The 19,512-nt window shown below is 68.8% G+C and carries 20 protein-coding genes; 13 read left to right on the plus strand and 7 right to left on the minus strand.

Features of this window, described 5'->3' with window-relative positions:
- Nucleotides 1–95: 95 nt before the first annotated feature.
- Genes gltX through ISN75_RS07300 form a run of 3 tightly spaced genes read left to right on the plus strand, consistent with a single transcriptional unit; the run spans nt 96 to nt 2,332 of the window.
- A complete protein-coding gene (gene gltX, locus ISN75_RS07290; protein WP_168648579.1) occupies nt 96–1,496 on the plus strand; it encodes a glutamate--tRNA ligase in 1,401 nt (466 codons plus the stop codon).
- 15 nt (nt 1,497–1,511) lie between these two features.
- Nucleotides 1,512–1,790 carry a hypothetical protein gene (locus tag ISN75_RS07295; RefSeq protein WP_168648580.1) on the plus strand — a complete coding sequence of 93 codons (279 nt, stop codon included), beginning with the start codon at nt 1,512–1,514 and terminating at the stop codon, nt 1,788–1,790.
- A 59-nt stretch (nt 1,791–1,849) separates the two neighbouring features.
- Nucleotides 1,850–2,332, plus strand: coding sequence for a transcriptional repressor (locus ISN75_RS07300; RefSeq protein ID WP_167255744.1), 483 nt, complete (start codon nt 1,850–1,852; stop codon nt 2,330–2,332).
- Between the two features lie 119 nt (nt 2,333–2,451).
- On the opposite strand, the gene ISN75_RS07305 is transcribed toward ISN75_RS07300, so the two are convergent.
- Nucleotides 2,452–4,452, minus strand: a complete 2,001-nt coding sequence (locus ISN75_RS07305; protein ID WP_343818927.1) for a TonB-dependent receptor domain-containing protein — start codon at nt 4,450–4,452, stop codon at nt 2,452–2,454.
- 107 nt (nt 4,453–4,559) lie between these two features.
- Here ISN75_RS07305 and ISN75_RS07310 point away from each other — a divergent pair, with 107 nt between their 5' ends.
- The 3 genes from ISN75_RS07310 (at nt 4,560) to ISN75_RS07320 (ending at nt 6,266) form a co-directional block, all read left to right on the plus strand.
- Nucleotides 4,560–4,982, plus strand: a complete 423-nt coding sequence (locus ISN75_RS07310; RefSeq protein WP_168648582.1) for a MerC domain-containing protein — start codon at nt 4,560–4,562, stop codon at nt 4,980–4,982.
- A gap of 49 nt (nt 4,983–5,031) precedes the next feature.
- Nucleotides 5,032–6,009: a cation diffusion facilitator family transporter gene (locus ISN75_RS07315; protein WP_168648583.1), complete on the plus strand. Its 978-nt coding sequence runs from the start codon at nt 5,032–5,034 to the stop codon at nt 6,007–6,009.
- 95 nt (nt 6,010–6,104) lie between these two features.
- Nucleotides 6,105–6,266: a 30S ribosomal protein THX gene (locus ISN75_RS07320; protein ID WP_090450405.1), complete on the plus strand. Its 162-nt coding sequence runs from the start codon at nt 6,105–6,107 to the stop codon at nt 6,264–6,266.
- 93 nt (nt 6,267–6,359) lie between these two features.
- Here the strand turns inward: ISN75_RS07320 and ISN75_RS07325 are convergent, their stop codons facing one another.
- From ISN75_RS07325 to ISN75_RS07340, 4 genes are all read right to left on the minus strand, one after another.
- A complete protein-coding gene (locus ISN75_RS07325) occupies nt 6,360–7,457 on the minus strand; it encodes a hypothetical protein (RefSeq protein WP_168648584.1) in 1,098 nt (365 codons plus the stop codon).
- A 382-nt stretch (nt 7,458–7,839) separates the two neighbouring features.
- On the minus strand, nt 7,840–9,063 hold the full coding sequence (gene hutI / locus ISN75_RS07330) for an imidazolonepropionase (RefSeq protein ID WP_343818932.1): 1,224 nt from the start codon (nt 9,061–9,063) through the stop codon (nt 7,840–7,842).
- Nucleotides 9,060–10,493 (minus strand): chloride channel protein, encoded by a 1,434-nt coding sequence (locus ISN75_RS07335; protein WP_168648586.1) that lies wholly within the window; start codon nt 10,491–10,493, stop codon nt 9,060–9,062. Before ISN75_RS07335 ends, hutI begins: the two co-directional genes overlap by 4 nt.
- On the minus strand, nt 10,490–12,061 hold the full coding sequence (locus ISN75_RS07340; RefSeq protein WP_168648587.1) for a bifunctional GNAT family N-acetyltransferase/carbon-nitrogen hydrolase family protein: 1,572 nt from the start codon (nt 12,059–12,061) through the stop codon (nt 10,490–10,492). Before ISN75_RS07340 ends, ISN75_RS07335 begins: the two co-directional genes overlap by 4 nt.
- A 71-nt stretch (nt 12,062–12,132) precedes the next feature.
- Here ISN75_RS07340 and ISN75_RS07345 point away from each other — a divergent pair, with 71 nt between their 5' ends.
- From ISN75_RS07345 to ISN75_RS07355, 3 genes are all read left to right on the plus strand, one after another.
- Nucleotides 12,133–13,509, plus strand: coding sequence for a formimidoylglutamate deiminase (locus ISN75_RS07345; protein WP_168648588.1), 1,377 nt, complete (start codon nt 12,133–12,135; stop codon nt 13,507–13,509).
- A 52-nt stretch (nt 13,510–13,561) separates the two neighbouring features.
- Nucleotides 13,562–13,969, plus strand: coding sequence for a DoxX family protein (locus ISN75_RS07350; RefSeq protein WP_167255727.1), 408 nt, complete (start codon nt 13,562–13,564; stop codon nt 13,967–13,969).
- 228 nt (nt 13,970–14,197) lie between these two features.
- Nucleotides 14,198–14,353, plus strand: a complete 156-nt coding sequence (locus ISN75_RS07355) for a hypothetical protein (RefSeq protein ID WP_168648589.1) — start codon at nt 14,198–14,200, stop codon at nt 14,351–14,353.
- On the opposite strand, the gene ISN75_RS07360 is transcribed toward ISN75_RS07355, so the two are convergent.
- Entirely contained in the window at nt 14,344–15,246 is a 903-nt protein-coding gene (locus tag ISN75_RS07360; protein WP_167255723.1) for a LysR family transcriptional regulator, read from the minus strand. The genes ISN75_RS07355 and ISN75_RS07360 overlap by 10 nt on opposite strands.
- A gap of 97 nt (nt 15,247–15,343) precedes the next feature.
- Between ISN75_RS07360 and ISN75_RS07365 the strand changes: the two genes are divergently transcribed.
- Genes ISN75_RS07365 through ISN75_RS07380 form a run of 4 tightly spaced genes read left to right on the plus strand, consistent with a single transcriptional unit; the run spans nt 15,344 to nt 18,860 of the window.
- On the plus strand, nt 15,344–16,411 hold the full coding sequence (locus ISN75_RS07365; RefSeq protein ID WP_168648590.1) for an aldo/keto reductase: 1,068 nt from the start codon (nt 15,344–15,346) through the stop codon (nt 16,409–16,411).
- A gap of 47 nt (nt 16,412–16,458) precedes the next feature.
- Nucleotides 16,459–17,577, plus strand: coding sequence for an aldo/keto reductase (locus ISN75_RS07370; RefSeq protein ID WP_168648591.1), 1,119 nt, complete (start codon nt 16,459–16,461; stop codon nt 17,575–17,577).
- Between the two features lie 12 nt (nt 17,578–17,589).
- On the plus strand, nt 17,590–18,441 hold the full coding sequence (locus ISN75_RS07375; protein WP_168648592.1) for an alpha/beta fold hydrolase: 852 nt from the start codon (nt 17,590–17,592) through the stop codon (nt 18,439–18,441).
- On the plus strand, nt 18,438–18,860 hold the full coding sequence (locus tag ISN75_RS07380) for a GlcG/HbpS family heme-binding protein (protein ID WP_167255716.1): 423 nt from the start codon (nt 18,438–18,440) through the stop codon (nt 18,858–18,860). The genes ISN75_RS07375 and ISN75_RS07380 overlap by 4 nt, the downstream gene beginning before the upstream one ends.
- Nucleotides 18,861–18,925: 65 nt before the next feature.
- Here ISN75_RS07380 and ISN75_RS07385 read toward each other — a convergent pair whose 3' ends face one another.
- Nucleotides 18,926–19,423, minus strand: a complete 498-nt coding sequence (locus tag ISN75_RS07385) for a Spy/CpxP family protein refolding chaperone (protein WP_167255714.1) — start codon at nt 19,421–19,423, stop codon at nt 18,926–18,928.
- Between the last annotated feature and the right edge of the window lie 89 nt (nt 19,424–19,512).

Raw genomic sequence — 19,512 nt, forward strand, 5'->3', positions numbered from 1 at the left:
GGCGCCGCTGGCCAGAAGGGCCGCCAGCAGGGCGCGGTGCCACCGGCCGAATCGGCTAAAATCCATCGTTTCGCTCCATACCCCAAGAAGATCCAATGACCGTCCGCACCCGCTTCGCCCCCAGTCCTACCGGCTTCCTGCATATCGGCGGCGCCCGCACCGCGCTGTATTGCTGGCTGGAAGCGCGCCGCCGCGGCGGCCAGTTCGTGCTGCGCATCGAGGATACCGACCGCGAGCGCTCCACGCAGGAGGCGGTGCAGGCCATCCTGGACGGCATGCGCTGGCTGGGCCTGGTCCACGACGAAGGCCCGGTCTACCAGACCCATCGCCTGGAGCGCTACAAGCAGGTGGCCGACGAGCTGCTCAAGGCCGGCAAGGCGTACTACGCCTACGAGAGCAAGGAAGAGATCGAGGCGATGCGCGAGGCCGCCATGGCCCGCGGCGAGAAGCCGCGCTACAACGGCTATTACCGCGACCGCAACGAGCCGCTGCGCGACGATCCCAACCGGGTGATCCGCTTCAAGAACCCGCTGGAAGGCTCGGTGGTGTTCGACGACAAGGTGAAGGGCCGCGTGGAGTGGGCCAATGCCGAGCTGGACGACCTGGTGATCTTCCGCTCCGACGGCTGGCCGACCTACAACTTCGCCGTGGTGGTGGACGACATCGACATGGGCATCACCGAGGTGATCCGCGGCGACGACCACGTCAACAACACGCCGCGCCAGATCAACATCTACAAGGCGCTGGACAAGCCGGTGCCGGAGTTCGCGCACCTGCCGATGATCCTCGGCCCCGACGGCCAGAAGCTGAGCAAGCGCCACGGCGCGGTGAGCGTCATGCAGTACCGCGACGACGGCTTCCTGCCGCACGCGCTGCTCAACTACCTGGTGCGCCTGGGCTGGTCGCATGGCGACCAGGAGATCTTCTCCGCGCAGGAGATGATCGCGCTGTTCGATATCGGCGACGTCAACAAGGCCGCTTCGCGCTTCGACGTCACCAAGCTTTCCTGGCTCAACCAGCATTACCTGAAGACCGACGAGCCGCAGGCGATCGCGCCGGAATTCGAGCACCAGCTGCAGCTGGCCGGCATCGACTACAGCAAGGGCCCGGCGCCGGCCGACGTGATCGTGGCGCTGCGCGACCGCGTGCAGACGCTGAAGGAAATGGCCGAGCGCGCGAAGATCTGGTACGGCCCGATCGTCGAATGGGACGACAAGGCGGTGGCCAAGCACCTGCGCAACGACAGCGCCATCGCGGTGCTGGAGCAGGCCAGGGCGCTGTTCGCCGCCTGCGAATGGACGCCGGAAGCGATCCACCAGGCGGTGGAGCAGATCGCCGCGAAACTGGAGCTGGGCATGGGCAAGATCGCCCAGCCGCTGCGCGTGGCGATGACCGGCACCCAGGTGTCGCCGTCGATCGATCACACGGTGTTCCTGGCCGGCCGCGAGGAAGCGCTCAAGCGCATCGACGACGCCATCGCGCGGGCGCGCGGCTAAGGCGCGCGCGCCGCCGTGGACGAGCTGCTCGCCAGCGCCACCCAGGGCGTGGACATGGATGCGCCGGACGCGAGCTGGCACATCTTCTGGAACATCATGGCGATGGTGCCGTGGGCGGCGCTGTTCTGGTGGTCGCTGGTGTTCGTGGCGGTCGGCGCGCTGCTGGGCTGGTGGCGCGGGCGCACCTGGGAAGGCGTGGTGTGGGCGGCGGTGCTGGGGCCGCTGGGCTGGGTGGCGATCCTGCTGCGGCCCAGGCGGCTGTTGCCGCCGCCGCTGCCGCGCCGGCGGCCCTGAACGGGCTCTTGCCGGGCTCTTACCCGGGCCGGTGTATCATCGCGCCCCGAGGTGAACCCATGAGCCATTCCGCTACCGACAAGCCGCACGATCACCACCATCACGACGATGCCAAGGGCTTCGTGCGCGCGGTGGAAAACGCGAGCGAGGAACGCGGGTTGCGCCTGACCCCGCTGCGCAAGGAAGTGCTGGAACTGGTGGCTGCCGCCGGCAAGCCGGTGAAGGCCTACGACCTGCTCGACCACCTGCGCGAGCGCCATGGCAATGCGGCGCCGCCCACGGTGTACCGCGCGCTCGATTTCCTGCTCGAGCACGGCTTCATCCACAAGCTGGAATCGATCAACGCGTTCGTGTCCTGCCACCATCCGGCGGAGGCGCACCAGGTGCCGTTCCTGATCTGCGACGTGTGTTCCAGCGCGCAGGAAGTGTGCGACGAGCGCGTGGCCGAACTGATCGAGGCGCAGGCCAAGGCGTTCGGCTTCCGTCCGCAGGCGCAGACGCTGGAAGTGCACGGCATCTGCAAGAACTGCCGCAAGGGCTGAGGCCCGTTTTCTGTCTCGGATAAAAGGCGGGGCGCGATGTATTGCACATCGCGCCCCTTGGTTTCGGCCGCGCCATCGAGGGGGGAGAGGGGCTGGCGCGGCCGAGAACGCGGTGGTGCTCAGAAGAACGCGCGCAGACCCATCGACACGCTGCGTCCCGGCAGCAGGACCTGGTCCTTGAACAGCGACGTGGCCAGGCGGCCCTTGCGGTTGGTGAGATTGCTGCCGTCGAGGAAGGCTTCCCACTGGCTGCGCTCGCCGTTGTGGAAGGTCCACGCGGCATGCGCATTCACCAGGGTGTAGCCGGCGGTGCGCGTTTCGAAGGCGGCGGTGCGGTTCTGCGCGAAGTAGCGCACGGCGCCGACGCTGGCGCGCAGGTCGTCGCGGCTCCAGCTCAGCTGGCCGCCGAGAAGCCCGGCGGGGATGCGCGGCAGATTGCCGCCGCCGTGTTCCAGCTCCGCGCGCACGGTGTCGCCGTAGGCGCGGAAATCCCAGGCGCCGCTGGCGTTGCGGGCCAGATGGAAGGTGGCTTCGGCTTCGGCGCCGCGGAACTTCGCGTCGCGCTGCGACCAGGTGCGCACCGGCATGCCGTCTTCGACTTCGCCGGTGTCGGCCAGGTAAATGAAGTCGTGGTAGCGGTTGCTGTAGACGGCGACTTTGCCTTCGACGAAATCGCCGTGATAGTGCAGCGCGAGCTCGGCCTGGTTGGCGGTTTCCTTCTTCAGGTTGGCGTCGCCGATTTCGTAGCTGTTGGAGGCGGCATGCGGGCCGTGCGCGAACAGTTCCTCCTCGGCCGGCGCGCGCTGGGCGCGATCGAGGTTGAGGCTGAGGTGCCAGCGTTCGGTGAACCGCCACGACGCGCCGGCGGAGAAGCTGGACGGAGAGAACTTGCGGCGCGGCTGGTCGTCCGGCGTGACGGTGTGGCGGTCGGTGCGCGCGCCCAGTTCCAGCTTCAGCGGACCGAACTGGCGCTGCTCGGTGAGGAACAAACCCCAGGCTTTGGTCGAGGTGGGCGGCACGAAGGTCTCCTCGCCGACGGCGGAGAAGTCGCGATGGATGTACTGCAGGCCGAAGGCGCCTTCCCAGCCGGCCAGCGGGTCGTGGGTGAACAGCAGGCGGCCTTCGTTGGCCTTGGTCTTGAACGTGGTACCGGCGGCCTCGCCTTCGTATTCCACGTGCTGGTAGTCGTTGTGGCCGAAGCTGACTTCCGCCTTGGCGATGCCGGGCAGCGGCTGGTTGAAGCCGCCCTTCATGTCGTAGCGGGTCTGTTCCAGCTTGATGTGCACGGGCGGCTCGCCTTCTTCCGCGTTGCCCGGCTCGGCGGGGCTGCCGTACTTGTCCAGGTAGCGCGATACGGAGAGGCCGAAGTAGCCCCAGTCGCCCAGCAGCGAGGCGCCGGCCGCGCCGGAGGTGGTCTTCACCTGGCTGTTGGCCTGGGTGCCGCCGGGAATGTCGTAGTTGCCGTCGTCGCGGCGCATGCCGTCCACGTGCAGGGCGAACTGCTGGTTGCCGGCGTCGGCGCGGAACACGCCGGTCTTGCCTTGGGTGCCGGTGTCGTAGCGGCCTTCGGCGCGGCCGCTGAAGCCGTTCTGCGGCGCGGCCATCGGAATGCGGCCGTCGACCACGTTGACCACGCCGCCGATGGCGCCGGAGCCGTAGAGCAGGGTGGACGGGCCTTTCAGCACTTCGATCTGGTCGGCCAGGAAGGGCTCGACCGAGGTGGCGTGGTCCTGGCTGATATTGGACACGTCCTGCGAGCCCAGGCCGTTTTCCAGCACCGCCACGCGCGGGCCGTCCATGCCGCGGATCACCGGCCGGCCCACCGCCTTGCCCAGGCCGGTGGTCTGCACGCCGGGGATGGCGGAGACTGTCTCGCCCAGCGTGCCGGCCTTCACTTCGTCCAGCGCCGAGCCGGCCAGCACGGCCACGGGGGCCACGATCTGATCGGCCTGCTGGCCCAGGGGCACGGCGTTGACGGTGATCGCGTCGAGATCCTTGGCCTTGGGCTTGTGGTTGTCCTTGTCCGCCGCGATATCCGTGGTTTCGTCGGCCGCCTGCAGCGGCGGGGCGATGGCGGCCAGGCTGGCGGCGAGGGCGATGGCGATCATGGTCTTGCGCATGCTGGGTTGTTCCTGGGGAGTGGATTCCATGAGTGTTATAAAGTAACATCACTTCCCGTCGCCCAGGCAAGAAGTCACGTTTGGCGCATTTTTTTACGAGTCGACCGATGGACCAGGAGAGCAAAACCCACTGGTGGCGCATCGCCGATCGCATCGGTGCGACGGCGTCGTTCCTGTGCGCGATCCACTGCGCCGCGCTACCGTTCGTGCTGGCGCTGCTGCCGCTGCTCGGCCTGGGCTTCCTCGCCGATCACCGTTTCGAGCGCGCCTTCGTGCTGTTCGCCTGCGTGCTGGCGCTGGTCAGCCTGCTCAGCGGCTATCGCCGCCACCATCGCGTGCTGCCCTTGCGCCTGGCATTGCCGGGACTCGCCTTGCTGGTGCTCGGCGTCACCGTGGCGGAGGGTTATTCGATCGGCGTGCACAGCGTGCTGGTCACCTGCGGCGGCCTGCTGGTGGCGGCCGCGCATTTCATCAACCTGCGCGCGGACCGCGAGCAGGGGCACGTGCACAGCGTGGATTGCGCGCACTGATGCGGCCTCGTGATTGTGTAACGGCGAGCGCGCTTCCTAGCATTCGCGCATGAGTCATACGCACGGCCATTCCCACGATCATGCCGATCACGCGCACGAGCACGGCGCGCACGGCCACGATCATGCGCACGCAGGCGCCGGCTTGAACGGCCGCGAGCGCAAGCTCGCCTTCGCCTTCGTGCTCACCGCCTTGATGATGATCGCCGAGGCGGTCGGCGGACTGTGGTCAGGCTCGCTGGCCCTGCTGGCCGACGCCGGCCATATGCTGGTGGATGCGCTCGCGCTGCTGCTGGCGGTGCTCGGCGCGTGGATGGCGCGCCGCCCCGCGGATGCGCGGCGCAGCTACGGCTACGGCCGCGTGGAAGTGCTGGCGGGTTTCCTCAATGCGCTGACGCAGTTCGCGCTGGTGGCCTTTATCGCTTACGAGGCGATCGAGCGCCTGTTCACGCCGACGCCGATTCTTTCCGGCGTGATGTTCATCGTGGCGCTGGTGGGCCTGGTGGTGAACCTGGTGGTGCTGCGCACCCTGCATGGCCATGACCATGACGACGTGAACGTGGCCGGCGCGGCGCTGCACGTGCTGGGCGACTTGCTCGGTTCGGTGGCCGCGGTGCTTGCTGCCCTGGCGGTGCGCTGGATGGACTGGCTGTGGGCCGACCCGGTGCTGTCGCTGCTGGTGTCGCTGCTGATCCTCAACAGCGCCTGGCGCCTGCTGCGCCGCTCCGCGCACATCCTGCTGGAAGGCGTGCCGGAAGGGCTGGATACGGGCGAGATCGAAATCGCCTTGCGCGAATCGGATGTCTCCATCAGCAATGTGCACCATCTGCACGTGTGGCAGCTCGCTTCGGGTTCGCGCATGGCCACCGTGCATGCGCAACTGCACGACGAGGGCAGCGGCGCCACCGCGATCGCGGCGATCAACCGCGTGCTCGGCGAGCGCTTCGGCATACGGCATGTGACGGTGCAGATCGACCCCGGCCCGTGCCCGGATCACACCCGCGGCTGCGCCGGCCAGCGCCGCGATTGAACCTGCCTGGCCGCGCTCCGGGCGCCTATTGCGCTTTGGGCGGCCACTGCTAGGATGATCGGCCGTTCAACTTACGTCTAACCAAGGAGTTCCCCATGGGCAAGGGCGATCGCAAGACCCGTCGCGGCAAGACTTACCGTGGCAGCTACGGCAACACCCGCGTGCACGGCGCGCAGCCTGCCGTGGTGGGCGCCAAGGAGACCGTGACCAAGCCGGCCGCCGCCAAGAAGGCCGCGCCGAAGAAGAAGTCGGCCTGAAGCGCCGGCCTGTCTCGGGCAGAGACGGGTTCCGCTCGAAAAGCCCCGCTACGGCGGGGCTTTTTCTTTGGGGCGACGGCGCCACACGCGTGCTCATTGCCATTGGGCCGCGATGCGGCGGTGGCGTTCGTTTTCCTGCCAGTCGGCGTGCTCGCGGGCGGAGGCGAGCTGGTTCCGCCAGGCCGTGGCGGCCTGCCGCCACGCTGGAGACAAGGCGCGCAAGCGCATGCCCGCCAGCCACGCCTTTGCGCACAGGCGGCAGGCGCGCGCGAATTCGCCATGGCGGATAAAGGTCTGGGCCATGCCTTCGATCGCTTCGGCCGGCGGCAGCGGCTGGCGCTCCAGCTTGCGCGCCAGGTCGAGCGCGACATGGCCTTGCGGCGACATTTCCGGCAAGGCTTCGTAAGCGAGCTGGATGGCGAGGCGGCAGCGCAGGCTGGCCTGTTGCCAGCGCGGCTCGCAGCCGGCGATGAAGGCGTGGGCGAGCGCGTGGGAAAAGATCTGCTTCGCCGATTCCACGGGGGCGGCGCGGCCGTGTTCCAGCGAGGCTTCGGCTACCGCCATGGCGACGCGCGCGCTGGAGGTGCGCGTAAACAGCGCATCCAGCAGGTGCTGTGCCTCGGCCAGCATCTGCAGGCGCACTTCGCCGCGCTCGCGGCCGGCGAGGCGCAGCAGCACCCGCGCCAGCAGGTACTCTCCGGCGTCGGCCATGCCCGGCACGGCGCACAGGCGCCGGGCTGCCAGCATGGCTTCGGTCAGCTTGCTCCGCGCGACGTCGCCCAGCTGCTGCTCGGCCGTGTAGAGCAGCGTTTCGATCCAGGCCTTGAGCACCGCGCCGGAACCTTGCTCGACCGCCGCTGCGTGGCGCAGGTCCATGTCGTGCAGCGCGAAGCGTCTCGATGCGCCGCTCAGCCGCCTGGCCAGCGCCAGATCCAGCTCGATGCGCCGCGCCTGCCACTCGGGTCTCGCGTCCTCCTGCGCCTGCTCTTCGCCATGCAGGGCATGCGCCTGCGCAACGCGATGCAGTGCATGCACCTGCGGCATGCCGGCCCGGTCCATCTGCATGGAGAGCACCTGGACGAGCAGCCAGCGTGCTTGATCGTCGCCCGCATCGCAGGCGTCGAGCAGGGCTGCTTGCCAGGCATCGAGCAGGGCCGCCGGCAGCAGGGCCGGATCGGCGGATTCGATCATGGCAAAGTCCGCGGCGCTTTCGATCGCGACGGAAACGTCCGGTGCGATGGCCCTTGCCACCGCTTGGAGGTGGGAGATAAGCGGAAGAATGCGACCGTCGGTCGCCGCGGCAGGATCCGGCGGCAACTCCGCCGTCGCCTCGCGGCTCGTCGATACGCGCACGCACCAGCCTTCACGGCAAGGATCGGGCAGGGGCGCCCATGCCGTCGAGCCCGCGCCATCCACGCCCGGAAGCACCGGCACGGAACCGACATACCGCATGTTCGAAAACTGACTGAAATCCACCATCGCGCCTCCCGCATGCGCCCGCACGTTCCGTGTGGGACCGCAGACCAAGGCTAGCGGGAGACGCGATCAGAGTGGTCTGAAAATCAATGGCAGCTCAAGCTTTCCGTCCGCCGCGATACACCGCACGCACCAGTTCGCCGCCGATCCAGTAGCACAGCTCCGCCGGCCGCTTTGCCTCCCACACGGCGAGATCCGCGCGCTTGCCCACTGCCAGCGTGCCGCGATCGTCCAGCCCCAGCGCGCGCGCCGCATGCACCGTGACGCCGCGCAAGGCTTCTTCCGGCGTCAGGCGGAACAGCGTGCAGGCCATCCCCGCCGCCATGCGCAGCGACAGCAGCGGCGAGGTGCCGGGATTGCAGTCCGTCGCCACCGCCATCGCCACGCCATGCTCGCGCAGTGCGGCGATCGGCGGCAGTTTCGTTTCGCGCAGCGCATAGAACGCCCCCGGCAGCAGCACCGCCACCGTGCCCTTCGCCGCCATCGCGCGCGCGCCGTCGTCGCTCAGGTATTCCAGATGATCGGCGGAAAGCCCGCCGTATTCGGCTACCAGCGCCGCGCCTTCCAGATTGGACAGCTGCTCGGCATGCAGCTTCACCGGCAGGCCCAGCGCACCCGCGCGTTCGAACACGCGGCGCGTCTGCTCGCGGGTGAAGCCGATGCCTTCGCAGAACGCATCCACCGCATCGACCAGCCCTTCCTCCGCCAGCGCGGGCAGCATCCGTTCGCACACCAGCGCGACGTAGGCGTCGCGGTCCTGCTGGTATTCCGGCGGCAGCGCGTGCAGGCCGAGGAAGGTGGTGCGCACGGTGATGCCCAGCGCTTCGCCGAGCCGGCGCGCCACCCGCAGCATGCACCGCTCGCTTTCGAGTTCCAGCCCGTAGCCGGATTTGATCTCGATGGTGGTGACGCCATCGGCAAGCAGCGCACGCGCACGCGGCAGCGCCTGCGCGAACAAGCTGTCTTCATCGGCCTCGCGCGTCGCCTTCACCGTCGAAGCGATGCCGCCGCCGGCGCGCGCAATCTCCTCGTAGCTGGCGCCGTTGAGGCGCAGATCGAACTCGTGCGCGCGGTCGCCGCCGAACACCAGGTGCGTGTGGCAGTCGATCAGGCCGGGCGTGACCAGCGCGCCATCGAGCTCTTCGACGTGCGCTGCACGCTGCAGCGCATCGGCCGGCAACTGCGCACGCGGGCCGATCCAGGCGATGCGTCCGCCGGCCACGGCGATGGCGCCGTCCTCGATCAATCCATAGGGCTGCGCGCCTTCGAACGTGGCGAGCGCGGCGCCGGTCAGCAACAGGTCCCAGGCTTGCGTGTTCATGGCGTCTCGCGTGGTTCGGGTGGCGTGGGCGTGGCGGGGTCTTCCACCAGCGCCGCGTCGTTGTCGCCGGTAGCGGCGGGCGGTGTGTCGCGCCGCGCCAGCTCCTGCTCATAGCCTTCGATCAACCGGTCGGCCAGCGCGCGGTACACCGGCTTGCGGCACAGCAGCGAGGAGGCTGCGCGCGCCAGCAGGCAGGTGGCCATGATCGGCAGCGCCATCTGCTGGTTGGCGGTCAGTTCCATCGAGATCACGGTGGCGGTGAGCGGCGCCTGCGTCACGCCGGACAGATACGCGGCCATCGCCAGCAGCACCACTGCCGGCACGTCCGCGCCGGGCAGCAGCGCGGCGATGTTCTGGCCGAGTCCGGCGCCCACCGCCAGCGCGGGCGAAAAGATGCCGCCGGGAATGCCGGCCCAGTACGAAGCGATATTGCCCAGGAATTTCAGCGCGCCGAATGCGCTGACGGTGTCCTGGTGCCCTTCCAGGATGGCGCGGGCCTGCGCATAGCCGGTGCCGTAGAGCCCGGTCTGCGTGAGCTGGCTGAGCAGCACCAGGGCGAGGCCGCAGGCCGCGGCGAACAGCACCGGATGGCGTGCGCGCAGGCGGCCCATCGCGCCGCGCAGGCCTTGGTCGTGCGGCAGGATCAGGCGCGCGAACAGCCCGCCGGCCAGGCCGCAGCCGATGCCGGTGGCAAGCACCGCCCACCACGCGCGGCCCAGCGGCAAGCCGATGTCGAGGCGGCCGAAATACGCGTAGTTGCCGAGGATGCCCAGCGACACCACGCCCGCGATGATCACCGCGGTCAGCAGGATGCCGCTCATGCGGTGCTCGAACGCGCCGCTCATTTCCTCGATGGCGAACACCACGCCGGCCAGCGGCGTGTTGAAGGCGGCGGCCAGGCCCGCGGCGGAACCGGCCAGGATGAAGCGGCCCGCCGCGGCCGCGTCGGCAAAACCGAAGCGCCGGCCCAGCGAATACAGCAGTCCCGCGCCGACGTGCACCGTGGGGCCTTCGCGTCCCACCGAGGCGCCGCCGAGCAAGGCGGCCAGGGTGAGTGCCATCTTGCCCAGCGCCACGCGCAGCGACAGCAGGCTGCCGCGGAAGCCGTCGTCTTCCACCTTGAGTGCCGCGATGGCTTGCGGAATGCCCGAGCCGCGCGTGGGCTTGAGCGCGCCGGAGGTCAGCCAGGCCAGCACGGCGAACATCGCCGGCGTGACCAGGAAAGCCCACCAGCGGCTGTGTTCGAGCATGCGGTGGAACAGGCCGAACGCGTAGTCCGCCGCCTGCGCGAAGCCGACCGCGGCCAGGCCGACGATGACCGCGCCGCTCCAGAACAGCACCCGCCGGCGCCACTGCACCGGCGAGAACAGATCCGAACCGGCCAGCCGCCGCAGCCGGCTGGCCGGTGTTCCGGTGTCCGGTTCGCTCATGATTTGCCGTCGCGCTTGGTGGTCCAGCGCGTTTCGTACAGGTCGAAGCGGCGGTCCTTGAGGTTCTGCACCGCGCCGGCGTTGCGCGCGCGCGCCAGGCTTTCCAGGCGCAGGTCGGCGAACAGCACGGTTTCGATGTTGGGCGTGGAGTCGGCGGCGATGCCGTCGCGCGCGAACGGGAAGTCGCTGGGTGTGAGGATGCAGCTCTGGCCGTACTGGATGTCGAAGTTGTTCACGCCCGGCAGGTTGCCGACGTTGCCGGACAGCACCACGTAGCACTGGTTCTCGATCGCCCGCGCCTGCGAGCAGTAGCGCACGCGCAGGTAGCCTTCGCGCACGTCGGTGCAGAACGGCACGAACAGGATCAGCGCGCCCTGGTCGGTGAGGTGGCGCGCGACTTCCGGGAACTCGGAGTCGTAGCAGATCATCACGCCGATCGGGCCGCAGTCGGTCTGGATGGTGGCCGCGCTGTCGCCGCCGGTGATGTTCCACACCGTGCGTTCGCTGGGCGTGGGGTGCAGTTTTTCCTGCTCGTGGATCGAGCCGTCGCGCAGGCATACGTAGCAGACGTTGTGGATGTCGCCGTTCGGCTGCTCGGTGGGGTGCGAGCCGGCGATGATGTTGATGTTGTAGTGCACCGCCAGCCGGCTGAAGAGTTCCTTCACCTGCGGCGTGTACTGGCTGAGCTTGCGGATCGACTCCACCGGCGACAGTTCGGCGTTCTCGATCGACAGCAGCTGCAGGGTGATCAGCTCGGGGAAGGTGACGAAATCCGCGCTGTAGTCCGCTGCGATATCGGTGAAGTATTCCACCTGGGTGGCGAATTCCTCGAACGACTTGATGCGCCGCTGCTGGTACTGCACCGACGCCACGCGCACCGAGTCGGGCAGGCGCTGCGGCGAGGGGATCGATGGCACGTCCGGCTGGTTCAGCAGCTGCGGGTTGCGCCAGACCAGATGCGCCGCGTAGCCCAGCGATTCGTAATCCGACGGCACGTAGCCGCGCAGCACGCCGATCACCTGGAAATCGTTGGACAGCTGGAAGCTGAGCGTGGGATCGCGCCGCTTGCCTTCCACCACCGCCTGCACATAGGCCTCGGCGCTGCCGTAGCGCTGGATGGCGCGGGCCAGGCCCGGCACGCGGCCGCCGAACACGATGCCGCGCAGCTTCAGGTCGGTGCACAGCCGCTTGCGCGCCTGGTACAGGCGCTGGCCGATGCGCATGCCGCGGTAATCCGGATGCACCACCACCTCCATGCCGTACAGCCAGTTGCCGTCCGGCTTGTGGCGCGAACCCATGCCGCCGCCGGTGATCTGCATCCAGGTATGCGGCGCCAGCGCGCTGGCCTCGTCGATGCGGAAGGTGGCGCAATAACCGACGATGCGCCCTTCGTACTCGACCACGAACTGCCCTTCGGGAAAGTGCGTCTGCTGCGAACGCAGCATCTCGGCCGAATGCCCCCACTCGGGCGTGTAGACGCGGCCGGTGAGCGCGACCAGGGCGGGGACGTCGGCCGGCTGCGCCTGGCGCACCAGCAGCTTGGGAGTGTGTTCATTCTTCTTGGCCATGCCGCGCATTATGCCGTAGCCATCCGTGCAGGGCCGGTTACACTCCGCGCAACGCAGCCGGAGCCTTGTCGATGAGCGATGCCACCCGTACTTACAGCGCCGACCAGCTGTGGCTGGCCGATGGCTGGAGCGCCGACGGCGCCTTCGCGGTGGACGCCACCGGCCATGTCGCGCCGCCCCTCGGCGAGCATGGCGGGGGCGAGGCCGAGCGGCTCGGCGCCTGGGTGCTGCCGGGCATGCCGAACCTGCATTCGCACGCGTTCCAGCGCGCCATGGCCGGCCTGGCCGAGCGCAAGGGACGCAGCGATGACAGTTTCTGGACCTGGCGCGAGACCATGTATGCCTTCGCCGCCGCGATCGGTCCGGAGGAACTGAAGGCGATCGCCGCGCAGCTGTACGTGGAAATGCTCAAGGCCGGCTATACGCAGGTCTGCGAATTCCACTATCTGCACCACCAGCCCGGCGGCACGCCGTATGCGCAACCGGAGGCGATGTCGCTGGCGCTGATCGAAGCGGCGCGCGAAACCGGCATCGCGCTGACCCTGCTGCCGGTGCTGTACATGACCGGCGGTTTCGACGGGCGTCCGCTCGGCCCGCGCCAGCGTCGCTTCGGCCATGACCTTTCTTCCTACGTGAAGATGCTCGAAGCCCTGCGCCGCCACGAAGGCGACGGCCTGCGCATCGGCATCGCGCTGCATTCGCTGCGCGCGGTGCCGGAAGAAGCGATGCGCGGCCTGCTGGCTACGAACATCGCGCAGGACCTGCCCATCCATATCCATATCGCCGAGCAGATCGGCGAAGTGCAGGACTGCCTTGCCACGCGCGGCGCGCGCCCGGTGGAATGGCTGCTCGACCATGCACCGGTGGACGCGCGCTGGACCCTGGTGCATGCCACCCACCTGACCGGCCACGAAACCTCGCGGCTCGCGCGCAGCGGCGCGGTGGCGGGGCTGTGCCCGACCACGGAAGCGAATCTCGGCGACGGCCTGTTTCCGCTGGGCGATTATCTCGACGCCAAAGGCGTGCTCGGCGTCGGTTCGGATTCGCACATCTCGATCTCGCCGGTGGAAGAACTGCGTTGGCTGGAATACGGCCAGCGCCTGTCCACGCGCCACCGCAACATCGCGGCGCGGCACGAGGGCGACAGCGTCGGCGAGACCTTGTGGCGCGCCGCGCTGCGCGGCGGCGCACGCGCGGCCGGGCTGCCGGTGGGCGGCTTGAACACCGCCGCGCGCGCCGACCTGCTGGTGCTGGACGAGGCCTCGCCGCTGCTCGCGGCGCGCGACACGCGCTCGCTGCTGGACAGCTTCCTGTTCGCCGGCAACACGCCGCTGGTGCGCCACGTGATGTGCGGCGGCCGCTGGGTGGTGCGTGATTTCCATCATCAGGACGAAGCCGGCATCGCCGCACGCTACCGTGCGGTGGTGGAGCGCCTGGCGCGCGGCTGAGCTGCAACGCCCGGCCGCGCGGGGCGGCCGCTATATCGACGGAGAGCTTTCCATGCAGTCCTCATCCAACGAACTGGGCAAGCTGGTGCTGCGCGTGGTGCTGGGCGCGCTGATTTTGTTCCATGGCGTGTCCAAGCTGATCCATGGACCGGGCTTCGTCGTGCAGGTGCTGGCGCAGCAGGGCTTGCCGTCGTTTCTCGCCTACGGCGTGTACGTGGGCGAAGTGGTGGCGCCGCTGCTGCTGATCCTGGGCCTGTGGACGCGCATCGGCGCGCTGATCGTCGCGGTCAACATGGTGGTGGCCTTGCTGCTGGTGCACACCAGCCAGTTCCTGTCGCTGGCCGACACCGGCGGCTGGGCGCTGGAGCTGCAGGGCATGTACCTGGGCGGCGCCATCGCGGTGATGCTGCTGGGTGCGGGGCGCATTGCGCTGGGCAAGCCGTACAGTCGCTGGACCTGAGACTAGGGTGAGGGTGCGGGCGGGTTGGGGCGTTACGCTTTGCCCGCACCCTCATCCGGCTGCCGCCACCTTCTCCCAAGGGGAGAAGGAAACAAGTTTGAAGCGTTGTCTTTCTCTGAACGCCGTCCCTCCGCGGCCTGAACGCACGGCATCGTGCGCCGCGCCGCTTCGTCATCGGCGTTTCACAGCCGCCGTTTTCCTGCCCACCTCTCCCACTCGGAGCACGTCATGGGCCGGACCAGGATCTTCTTCTGCACTGCCTTGCTTGCCGCCACCACGGCGCTCAGCGGCTGCATCGTCGTTCCCGCACGGGGACGCGTATGGGTGCCCGGCTACTGGTCCGGCCCGCACGTATGGGTCGAAGGGCATTACCGCTATCGCTGAGCCATGCGCTCGCGCAGGAAGTCGATGAATGCGCGCAGCTTCGGCGGCACCTGGAAACGGCTGGGGTAGTAGAGATAGAAACCGTCGTAGGGCGGCAGCCAGGTGTCCAGTACGCTTTCCAGGCGGCCGGCGGTGAGGTGTTCGCGCACCGCCGGCTCCAGCGTATGGGTCAGGCCCAGTCCGTCCAGCGCGGCGCGGATCGCCAGCGAAGGATGGTTGACGATCAGCGGCCCGCCCACGTCGAGATCGAACCAGCGTCCGCGCTGGGCGAACTCCCAGCGATAGATCGCGCCGCTGGTCACGTAGCGGTTGCGGATGCAGGCATGGTTCTGCAGATCGCGCGGATGCTGCGGCCGTCCGTGCTTGTCCAGGTATCCCGGCGCGGCCGCCACGATCGAACGCACTTTGCCGCCCAGCGGCACCGCCACCATGTCGCGCGCCAGGCGTTCGCCCAGGCGGATGCCGCAGTCGTAGCCTTCGGCGACGAGATCCACCAGGCCGCCGGTAACGCCGACATCCAGCGTGAGCTCCGGCCAGCGCCGCAGGAAGTCCGCCTGCAGCGGCGCCACCAGCCAGTCCAGCACGATCTCCGGCACGGTCACGCGCAAGGTGCCGGCGGGGCGGTCGCCGTGCTGGCGCAGTTCGTCCAGGGCGCCATCGATCGCGGCCAGCGCCGGCGTGATGCGCTCCAGGAACTGCCGGCCCGCTTCGGTCAGGCCGACCTTGCGCGTGGTCCGCTGCAGCAGGCGCACGCCGACGCGCTGCTCCAGCTGGCGCATGGTCTGGCTCAGCGCCGAGGCGGTGACCTCCATGTCGGCCGCGGCGCGGGTGAAGCTGCCGTAGCGGGCGATCAGGTGGAAGGCGCGCAGGGCGGGGGAGTGGTCGTCGCGCATTGATTAGATTCTCTAAATAACGCTTCAAAAGAATCCGTATTTTTCTACGCAATGGCAAGGGCCAGACTGCCTCCATCACCACCGGAGGACTCCGCCCATGCCGCTCGATCGCTACTACACCCTCGGCCGTTCCGGCCTGCGCGTCAGCCGCCTCTCGCTCGGCACCATGACCTTCGGCGAGGACTGGGGCTGGGGTTCGGACGCCGCCGAGTCGCGCCGCATCTTCGACCTCTACGTGGAGCGCGGCGGCAATTTCATCGACACCGCCAACTTCTATACTGGCGGCAGCTCGGAACGCCTGCTCGGCCAGTTCATTGGCGAGCGCCGCGATTCGCTGGTGGTGGCCACCAAGTATTCGCTCAACATGCGGCCGGACGATCCGAACGGCGGCGGTAACCACCGCAAGAACATGCTGCGTTCGGTGGAAGCGAGCCTGCGCCGCCTCGATACCGACTACATCGACCTGCTTTACCTGCACGCCTGGGACGACCTGACGCCGGTGGACGAAGTGATGCGCGGCTTCGACGACCTGGTGCGTTCCGGCAAGGTGCTGTACGCCGGCATCTCCGACGCGCCGGCCTGGCAGGTCGCGCGCATGCAGACCATGGCCGACCTGCGCGGCTGGGCGCCGCTGGTGGCGCTGCAGGTGCAGTACAACCTGGCCGAGCGCACGGTGGAGCGCGAGCTGCTGCCGATGGCGAAGGAACTGGGTCTGGGCGTGCTGGCCTGGTCGCCGCTGGCCAGCGGCGTGCTCACCGGCAAGTACAGCCGCGCGGACCTGGCGCACGTCGGCCAGGTGGTCGGCAGCGACGTCACCGGCACGCGCAAGGATGTCGCCGCGGCGATCGGCGCACTGACGCCGCGCGCCCTGGATATCGCCGAGGTGGTCAAGCAGATCGCGCAGGAACTGGAACGCACGCCATCGCAGGTGGCGCTGGCGTGGACGCTGCTGCATCCCGCCGTCACCGGCCCGATCGTCGGCGCGCGCACGCTCGAGCAGCTGGAGGACAACCTCGGCGCGCTGGAGATCGCCTTCAGCGACGAACAGCGCCGCCGCCTGGACCAGGCCAGCGCCATCGAACTCGGTTTCCCGCACGACTTCATGCAGCTCGAACAGACCCGCCAGGTGCTGTTCGGCAACGCCAAGGTCGGCCGTCTCCCCTGATTTTCCCTTCCACGATCTCCCCGCCCACGCTTTCAAGGAACAGAACGATGTCACTCGACCGGTACTACACCCTGGGCCGCTCCGGCCTGCGCGTCAGCCGCCTCTCGCTCGGCACCATGACCTTCGGCGAGGACTGGGGCTGGGGCGCCGCGGAAGACACCGCGCGCGCCATGTTCGACCGCTATCTCGACACCGGCGGCAACTTCATCGACACCGCCGACATGTACACCGAAGGCAGCAGCGAAAGCCTGCTCGGCAAGTTCGTGGAGCAGGCCGGCGTGCGCGACCGCGTGGTGATCTCCACCAAGTTCAGCTACAACGCGCAGCCCGGCAATCCCAATGCCGGCGGCAACGGGCGCAAGAACATCCTGCGCGCGGTGGAAGGCTCGCTGCGCCGCCTGCGCACCGATTACATCGACCTCTATCTGCTGCACACCTGGGACCGCATCACGCCGGCCGAGGAAGTGGTGCGCACGCTCGACGACCTGGTCCGCGCCGGCAAGATCCGCTACGCCGGGCTGTCCGACACGCCGGCATGGTATGCGTCGCGTGCGCAGACCTATGCCGAAGCGCATGCACTGACGCCGCTGGTGAACATGCAGCTGGAGTACTCGCTGGTGGAGCGGCATATCGAGCACGAGTTCGTGCCGCTGGCCACCGGGCTGGGCATGGGCATCACGGCGTGGAGTCCGCTCGGCATGGGCCTGCTGTCGGGCAAGTACCGGCCGAGCCAGGCCGGCGGCGAGGGCGATGGGCGTCTGGCCAAAGTCACCGCGGCGCCGGGCTTCGAGCGCTTCACCGAGCGCAACTGGCGCATCGTCGCCGCGCTGGAGGAAGTGGCGCGCGAAAGCGGCCGCAGCATGGCGCAGGTGGCCTTGAACTGGGCGGCGAACCGGCCGGGCATCGCGGCGCTGATCGTCGGCGCGACCAGGCTGGCGCAGCTCGAAGACAACCTCGGCGCACTCGACTTCACGCTGCCGGATGCTTTGCGTGCACGGCTGGACGAAGCCAGCGCACCGGATGCGCCATTCCCGTACTACATGTTCGCCGACCGCCAGCAGACCCGCATCCACGGCGGCGTCGCGGTGGGCGACAAGCCGGCCGGCTACGCGCCGCCGGTGTGGGTGGATGCGGTGGAAGCGCGCGACGTGCGCGCCAGCCGTTGAGGAGACGCCTCCATGTCAGCGACTTTTCTGCACAAGAAGACCGGCGCGCCGCAGGCGCGCTGGATCGAGGCGGACGGCGTGCATTTCCATGCCGAAGAAGCGGGACGCGGCGATGCCGTGACGATGCTGCACGGCTTCCTGGTCGACAGCGGCCAGTGGGACGAAGCATTCGCCGCGCTGGCCGATGAGCACCGCGTGCTGCGCTACGACCTGCGCGGCTTCGGCCGCTCGTCGATGCCCGCCGATACCACGTTCGCGCATCACCAAGACCTGCAGCGCGTGCTCGACGACCGCGGCATCGAATGCAGCGCCTTGCTGGGTTGTTCCGGCGGCGCCGGCACGGCGCTGGATTTCGCGCTGGCGCATCCGCAGCGGGTGACTGCGCTGGCGCTGATCGGCGCGGGCTACTGGGGCTACTACGCCACGCGCACGCCGGAGGCACAGGCGTTCTGGGCGGCGGTGCAGGGCGGCGATGCCGATGCCTTGCTGGATACCTCGCTGCGCGCCTTCGTGGATGGACCGCGCCGCACGCCGCAGCAGAGCAACCAGGAAGCGCGCGCACGCATCGCCGCCATGAGCGCATGGAACTTCGGCCGTGCGGACGGCTATTGGAAGCACGCTTCGCTGCAGCGCAATCCGCCGGTCCCCGCGCCGGAGCGGCTGGCGGAACTGCGCATGCCGGTGCTGCTGATCGTGGGCGAGGAAGACCAGCCGGAAGTGATCGAGCTGTCCGAACGCCTCGCCGCCGGTTTGCCCGATGCGCGCCTGGTGCGCGTTCCGGATGCCGGCCATCACGTGAATATCGAGCGGCCCGACGTGGTGCTGCCGCTGCTGCGCGAGTTCCTCGCCGCGGTGCGCGCATGAGCCGCCCGCCTTCGTACGGTGCGCCGATCACGCTCGCCGATGCCGCCCGCGTGATGGCCGCGGCACAGGCCGAGGCGCAGCGCAACGACTGGCCGATGGCCATCGCCATCGTCGGCAGCGGAGGCCATCTGGTGATGCTGCATGCGCTGGACGACGTGCAGCATGCGAGCGTGGCGGTGGCGCAGGCGAAAGCCGAAACGGCGGTGAATTTCCGCCGCCCGTCGAAGCTGTTCGAGGACGCCGTGCGCGACGGCGGGCTGGGCCTGCGCCTCCTTGGCATGGACCACCTGTTGCCGCTGGATGGCGGCCTGCCGCTGTACCGCGACGGCAAGGTAGCCGGTGCGATCGGCGTCTCCGGCATGCAATCCACCCAGGACGCCCAGGTGGCCGCCGCCGGCGCGGCCTTGATGCAGGCGTAAAAAAAGCCGCGTCCGCACGGGGCGGACGCGGCTTTCACCGGGGCACTACCCTTCCAGAGAAGGTCTTACTGGGCCGTCGACGCGCTGGAGCCGGCGGCCTTCTGCTGCGCCTTGAACTGCATCCACTGCTGGCGGCGCTGTTCACGCTCCTGCTTCAGTGCGGCCCACTGCGCCTTCTGCTGCGTGGTCAGCAGGGCGTAGATCTGCGCCTTGAGCTGGGCCTGCTGCTGCACGCGGGTCTGCGTGGCGGCGGCTTCGGCCTGGGCCAGCTGGGCCGCGGCGGCCTGGTAGCCGGCCTGGTCCGGGGTCATCGATTCGAAGGACTGGCGCTGGGCGCGCAGGGCGTCGCGCTGGGCCTTGTTCTGGCTGAAGCTGTTCTTGACCAGGTCGTGGATGCTGGCCTTCTGCGCGTCGGTGAGGTTGAGCTTCTGCATGGCCATGAAGCCGTGGCCGCCGCGATGGCCGCCGAAATGCTGGCCGCCGTCCTGGCCGGCCGCGAACGCCGCGGTGCCAAGGGTCATGGCGGAAGCGAGGGCCAGGCCGAGGAAGAGGGACTTGCGCATGTTCTTCACCTTTCGGGTTGGGGGGACTTGCGGAGTATTTGACGACAAGCCCGCGTGTATGTTTTTTGCCGATGGGTAAAGAAGCGTAA

The sequence above is a fragment of the Dyella marensis genome (genome assembly GCF_049532885.1).
Taxonomy (GTDB): domain Bacteria; phylum Pseudomonadota; class Gammaproteobacteria; order Xanthomonadales; family Rhodanobacteraceae; genus Dyella_D; species Dyella_D marensis.

Excerpts from the sequence above, each read along its gene's own strand:
- ISN75_RS07355 (WP_168648589.1), top strand. The coding sequence starts at position 14,198 with ATGGGCCGGACCAGGATCTTCTTCTGCACTGCCTTGCTTGCCGCCACC.
- ISN75_RS07305 (WP_343818927.1), bottom strand. The coding sequence starts at position 4,452 with ATGCGCAAGACCATGATCGCCATCGCCCTCGCCGCCAGCCTGGCCGCC.
- ISN75_RS07315 (WP_168648583.1), top strand. The coding sequence starts at position 5,032 with ATGAGTCATACGCACGGCCATTCCCACGATCATGCCGATCACGCGCAC.
- ISN75_RS07300 (WP_167255744.1), top strand. The coding sequence starts at position 1,850 with ATGAGCCATTCCGCTACCGACAAGCCGCACGATCACCACCATCACGAC.
- ISN75_RS07320 (WP_090450405.1), top strand. The coding sequence starts at position 6,105 with ATGGGCAAGGGCGATCGCAAGACCCGTCGCGGCAAGACTTACCGTGGC.
- ISN75_RS07350 (WP_167255727.1), top strand. The coding sequence starts at position 13,562 with ATGCAGTCCTCATCCAACGAACTGGGCAAGCTGGTGCTGCGCGTGGTG.
- ISN75_RS07340 (WP_168648587.1), bottom strand. The coding sequence starts at position 12,061 with ATGGCCAAGAAGAATGAACACACTCCCAAGCTGCTGGTGCGCCAGGCG.
- ISN75_RS07365 (WP_168648590.1), top strand. The coding sequence starts at position 15,344 with ATGCCGCTCGATCGCTACTACACCCTCGGCCGTTCCGGCCTGCGCGTC.
- ISN75_RS07335 (WP_168648586.1), bottom strand. The coding sequence starts at position 10,493 with ATGAGCGAACCGGACACCGGAACACCGGCCAGCCGGCTGCGGCGGCTG.
- ISN75_RS07380 (WP_167255716.1), top strand. The coding sequence starts at position 18,438 with ATGAGCCGCCCGCCTTCGTACGGTGCGCCGATCACGCTCGCCGATGCC.
- gltX (WP_168648579.1), top strand. The coding sequence starts at position 96 with ATGACCGTCCGCACCCGCTTCGCCCCCAGTCCTACCGGCTTCCTGCAT.
- hutI (WP_343818932.1), bottom strand. The coding sequence starts at position 9,063 with ATGAACACGCAAGCCTGGGACCTGTTGCTGACCGGCGCCGCGCTCGCC.
- ISN75_RS07345 (WP_168648588.1), top strand. The coding sequence starts at position 12,133 with ATGAGCGATGCCACCCGTACTTACAGCGCCGACCAGCTGTGGCTGGCC.
- ISN75_RS07375 (WP_168648592.1), top strand. The coding sequence starts at position 17,590 with ATGTCAGCGACTTTTCTGCACAAGAAGACCGGCGCGCCGCAGGCGCGC.
- ISN75_RS07310 (WP_168648582.1), top strand. The coding sequence starts at position 4,560 with ATGGACCAGGAGAGCAAAACCCACTGGTGGCGCATCGCCGATCGCATC.
- ISN75_RS07370 (WP_168648591.1), top strand. The coding sequence starts at position 16,459 with ATGTCACTCGACCGGTACTACACCCTGGGCCGCTCCGGCCTGCGCGTC.
- ISN75_RS07385 (WP_167255714.1), bottom strand. The coding sequence starts at position 19,423 with ATGCGCAAGTCCCTCTTCCTCGGCCTGGCCCTCGCTTCCGCCATGACC.
- ISN75_RS07325 (WP_168648584.1), bottom strand. The coding sequence starts at position 7,457 with ATGATCGAATCCGCCGATCCGGCCCTGCTGCCGGCGGCCCTGCTCGAT.
- ISN75_RS07360 (WP_167255723.1), bottom strand. The coding sequence starts at position 15,246 with ATGCGCGACGACCACTCCCCCGCCCTGCGCGCCTTCCACCTGATCGCC.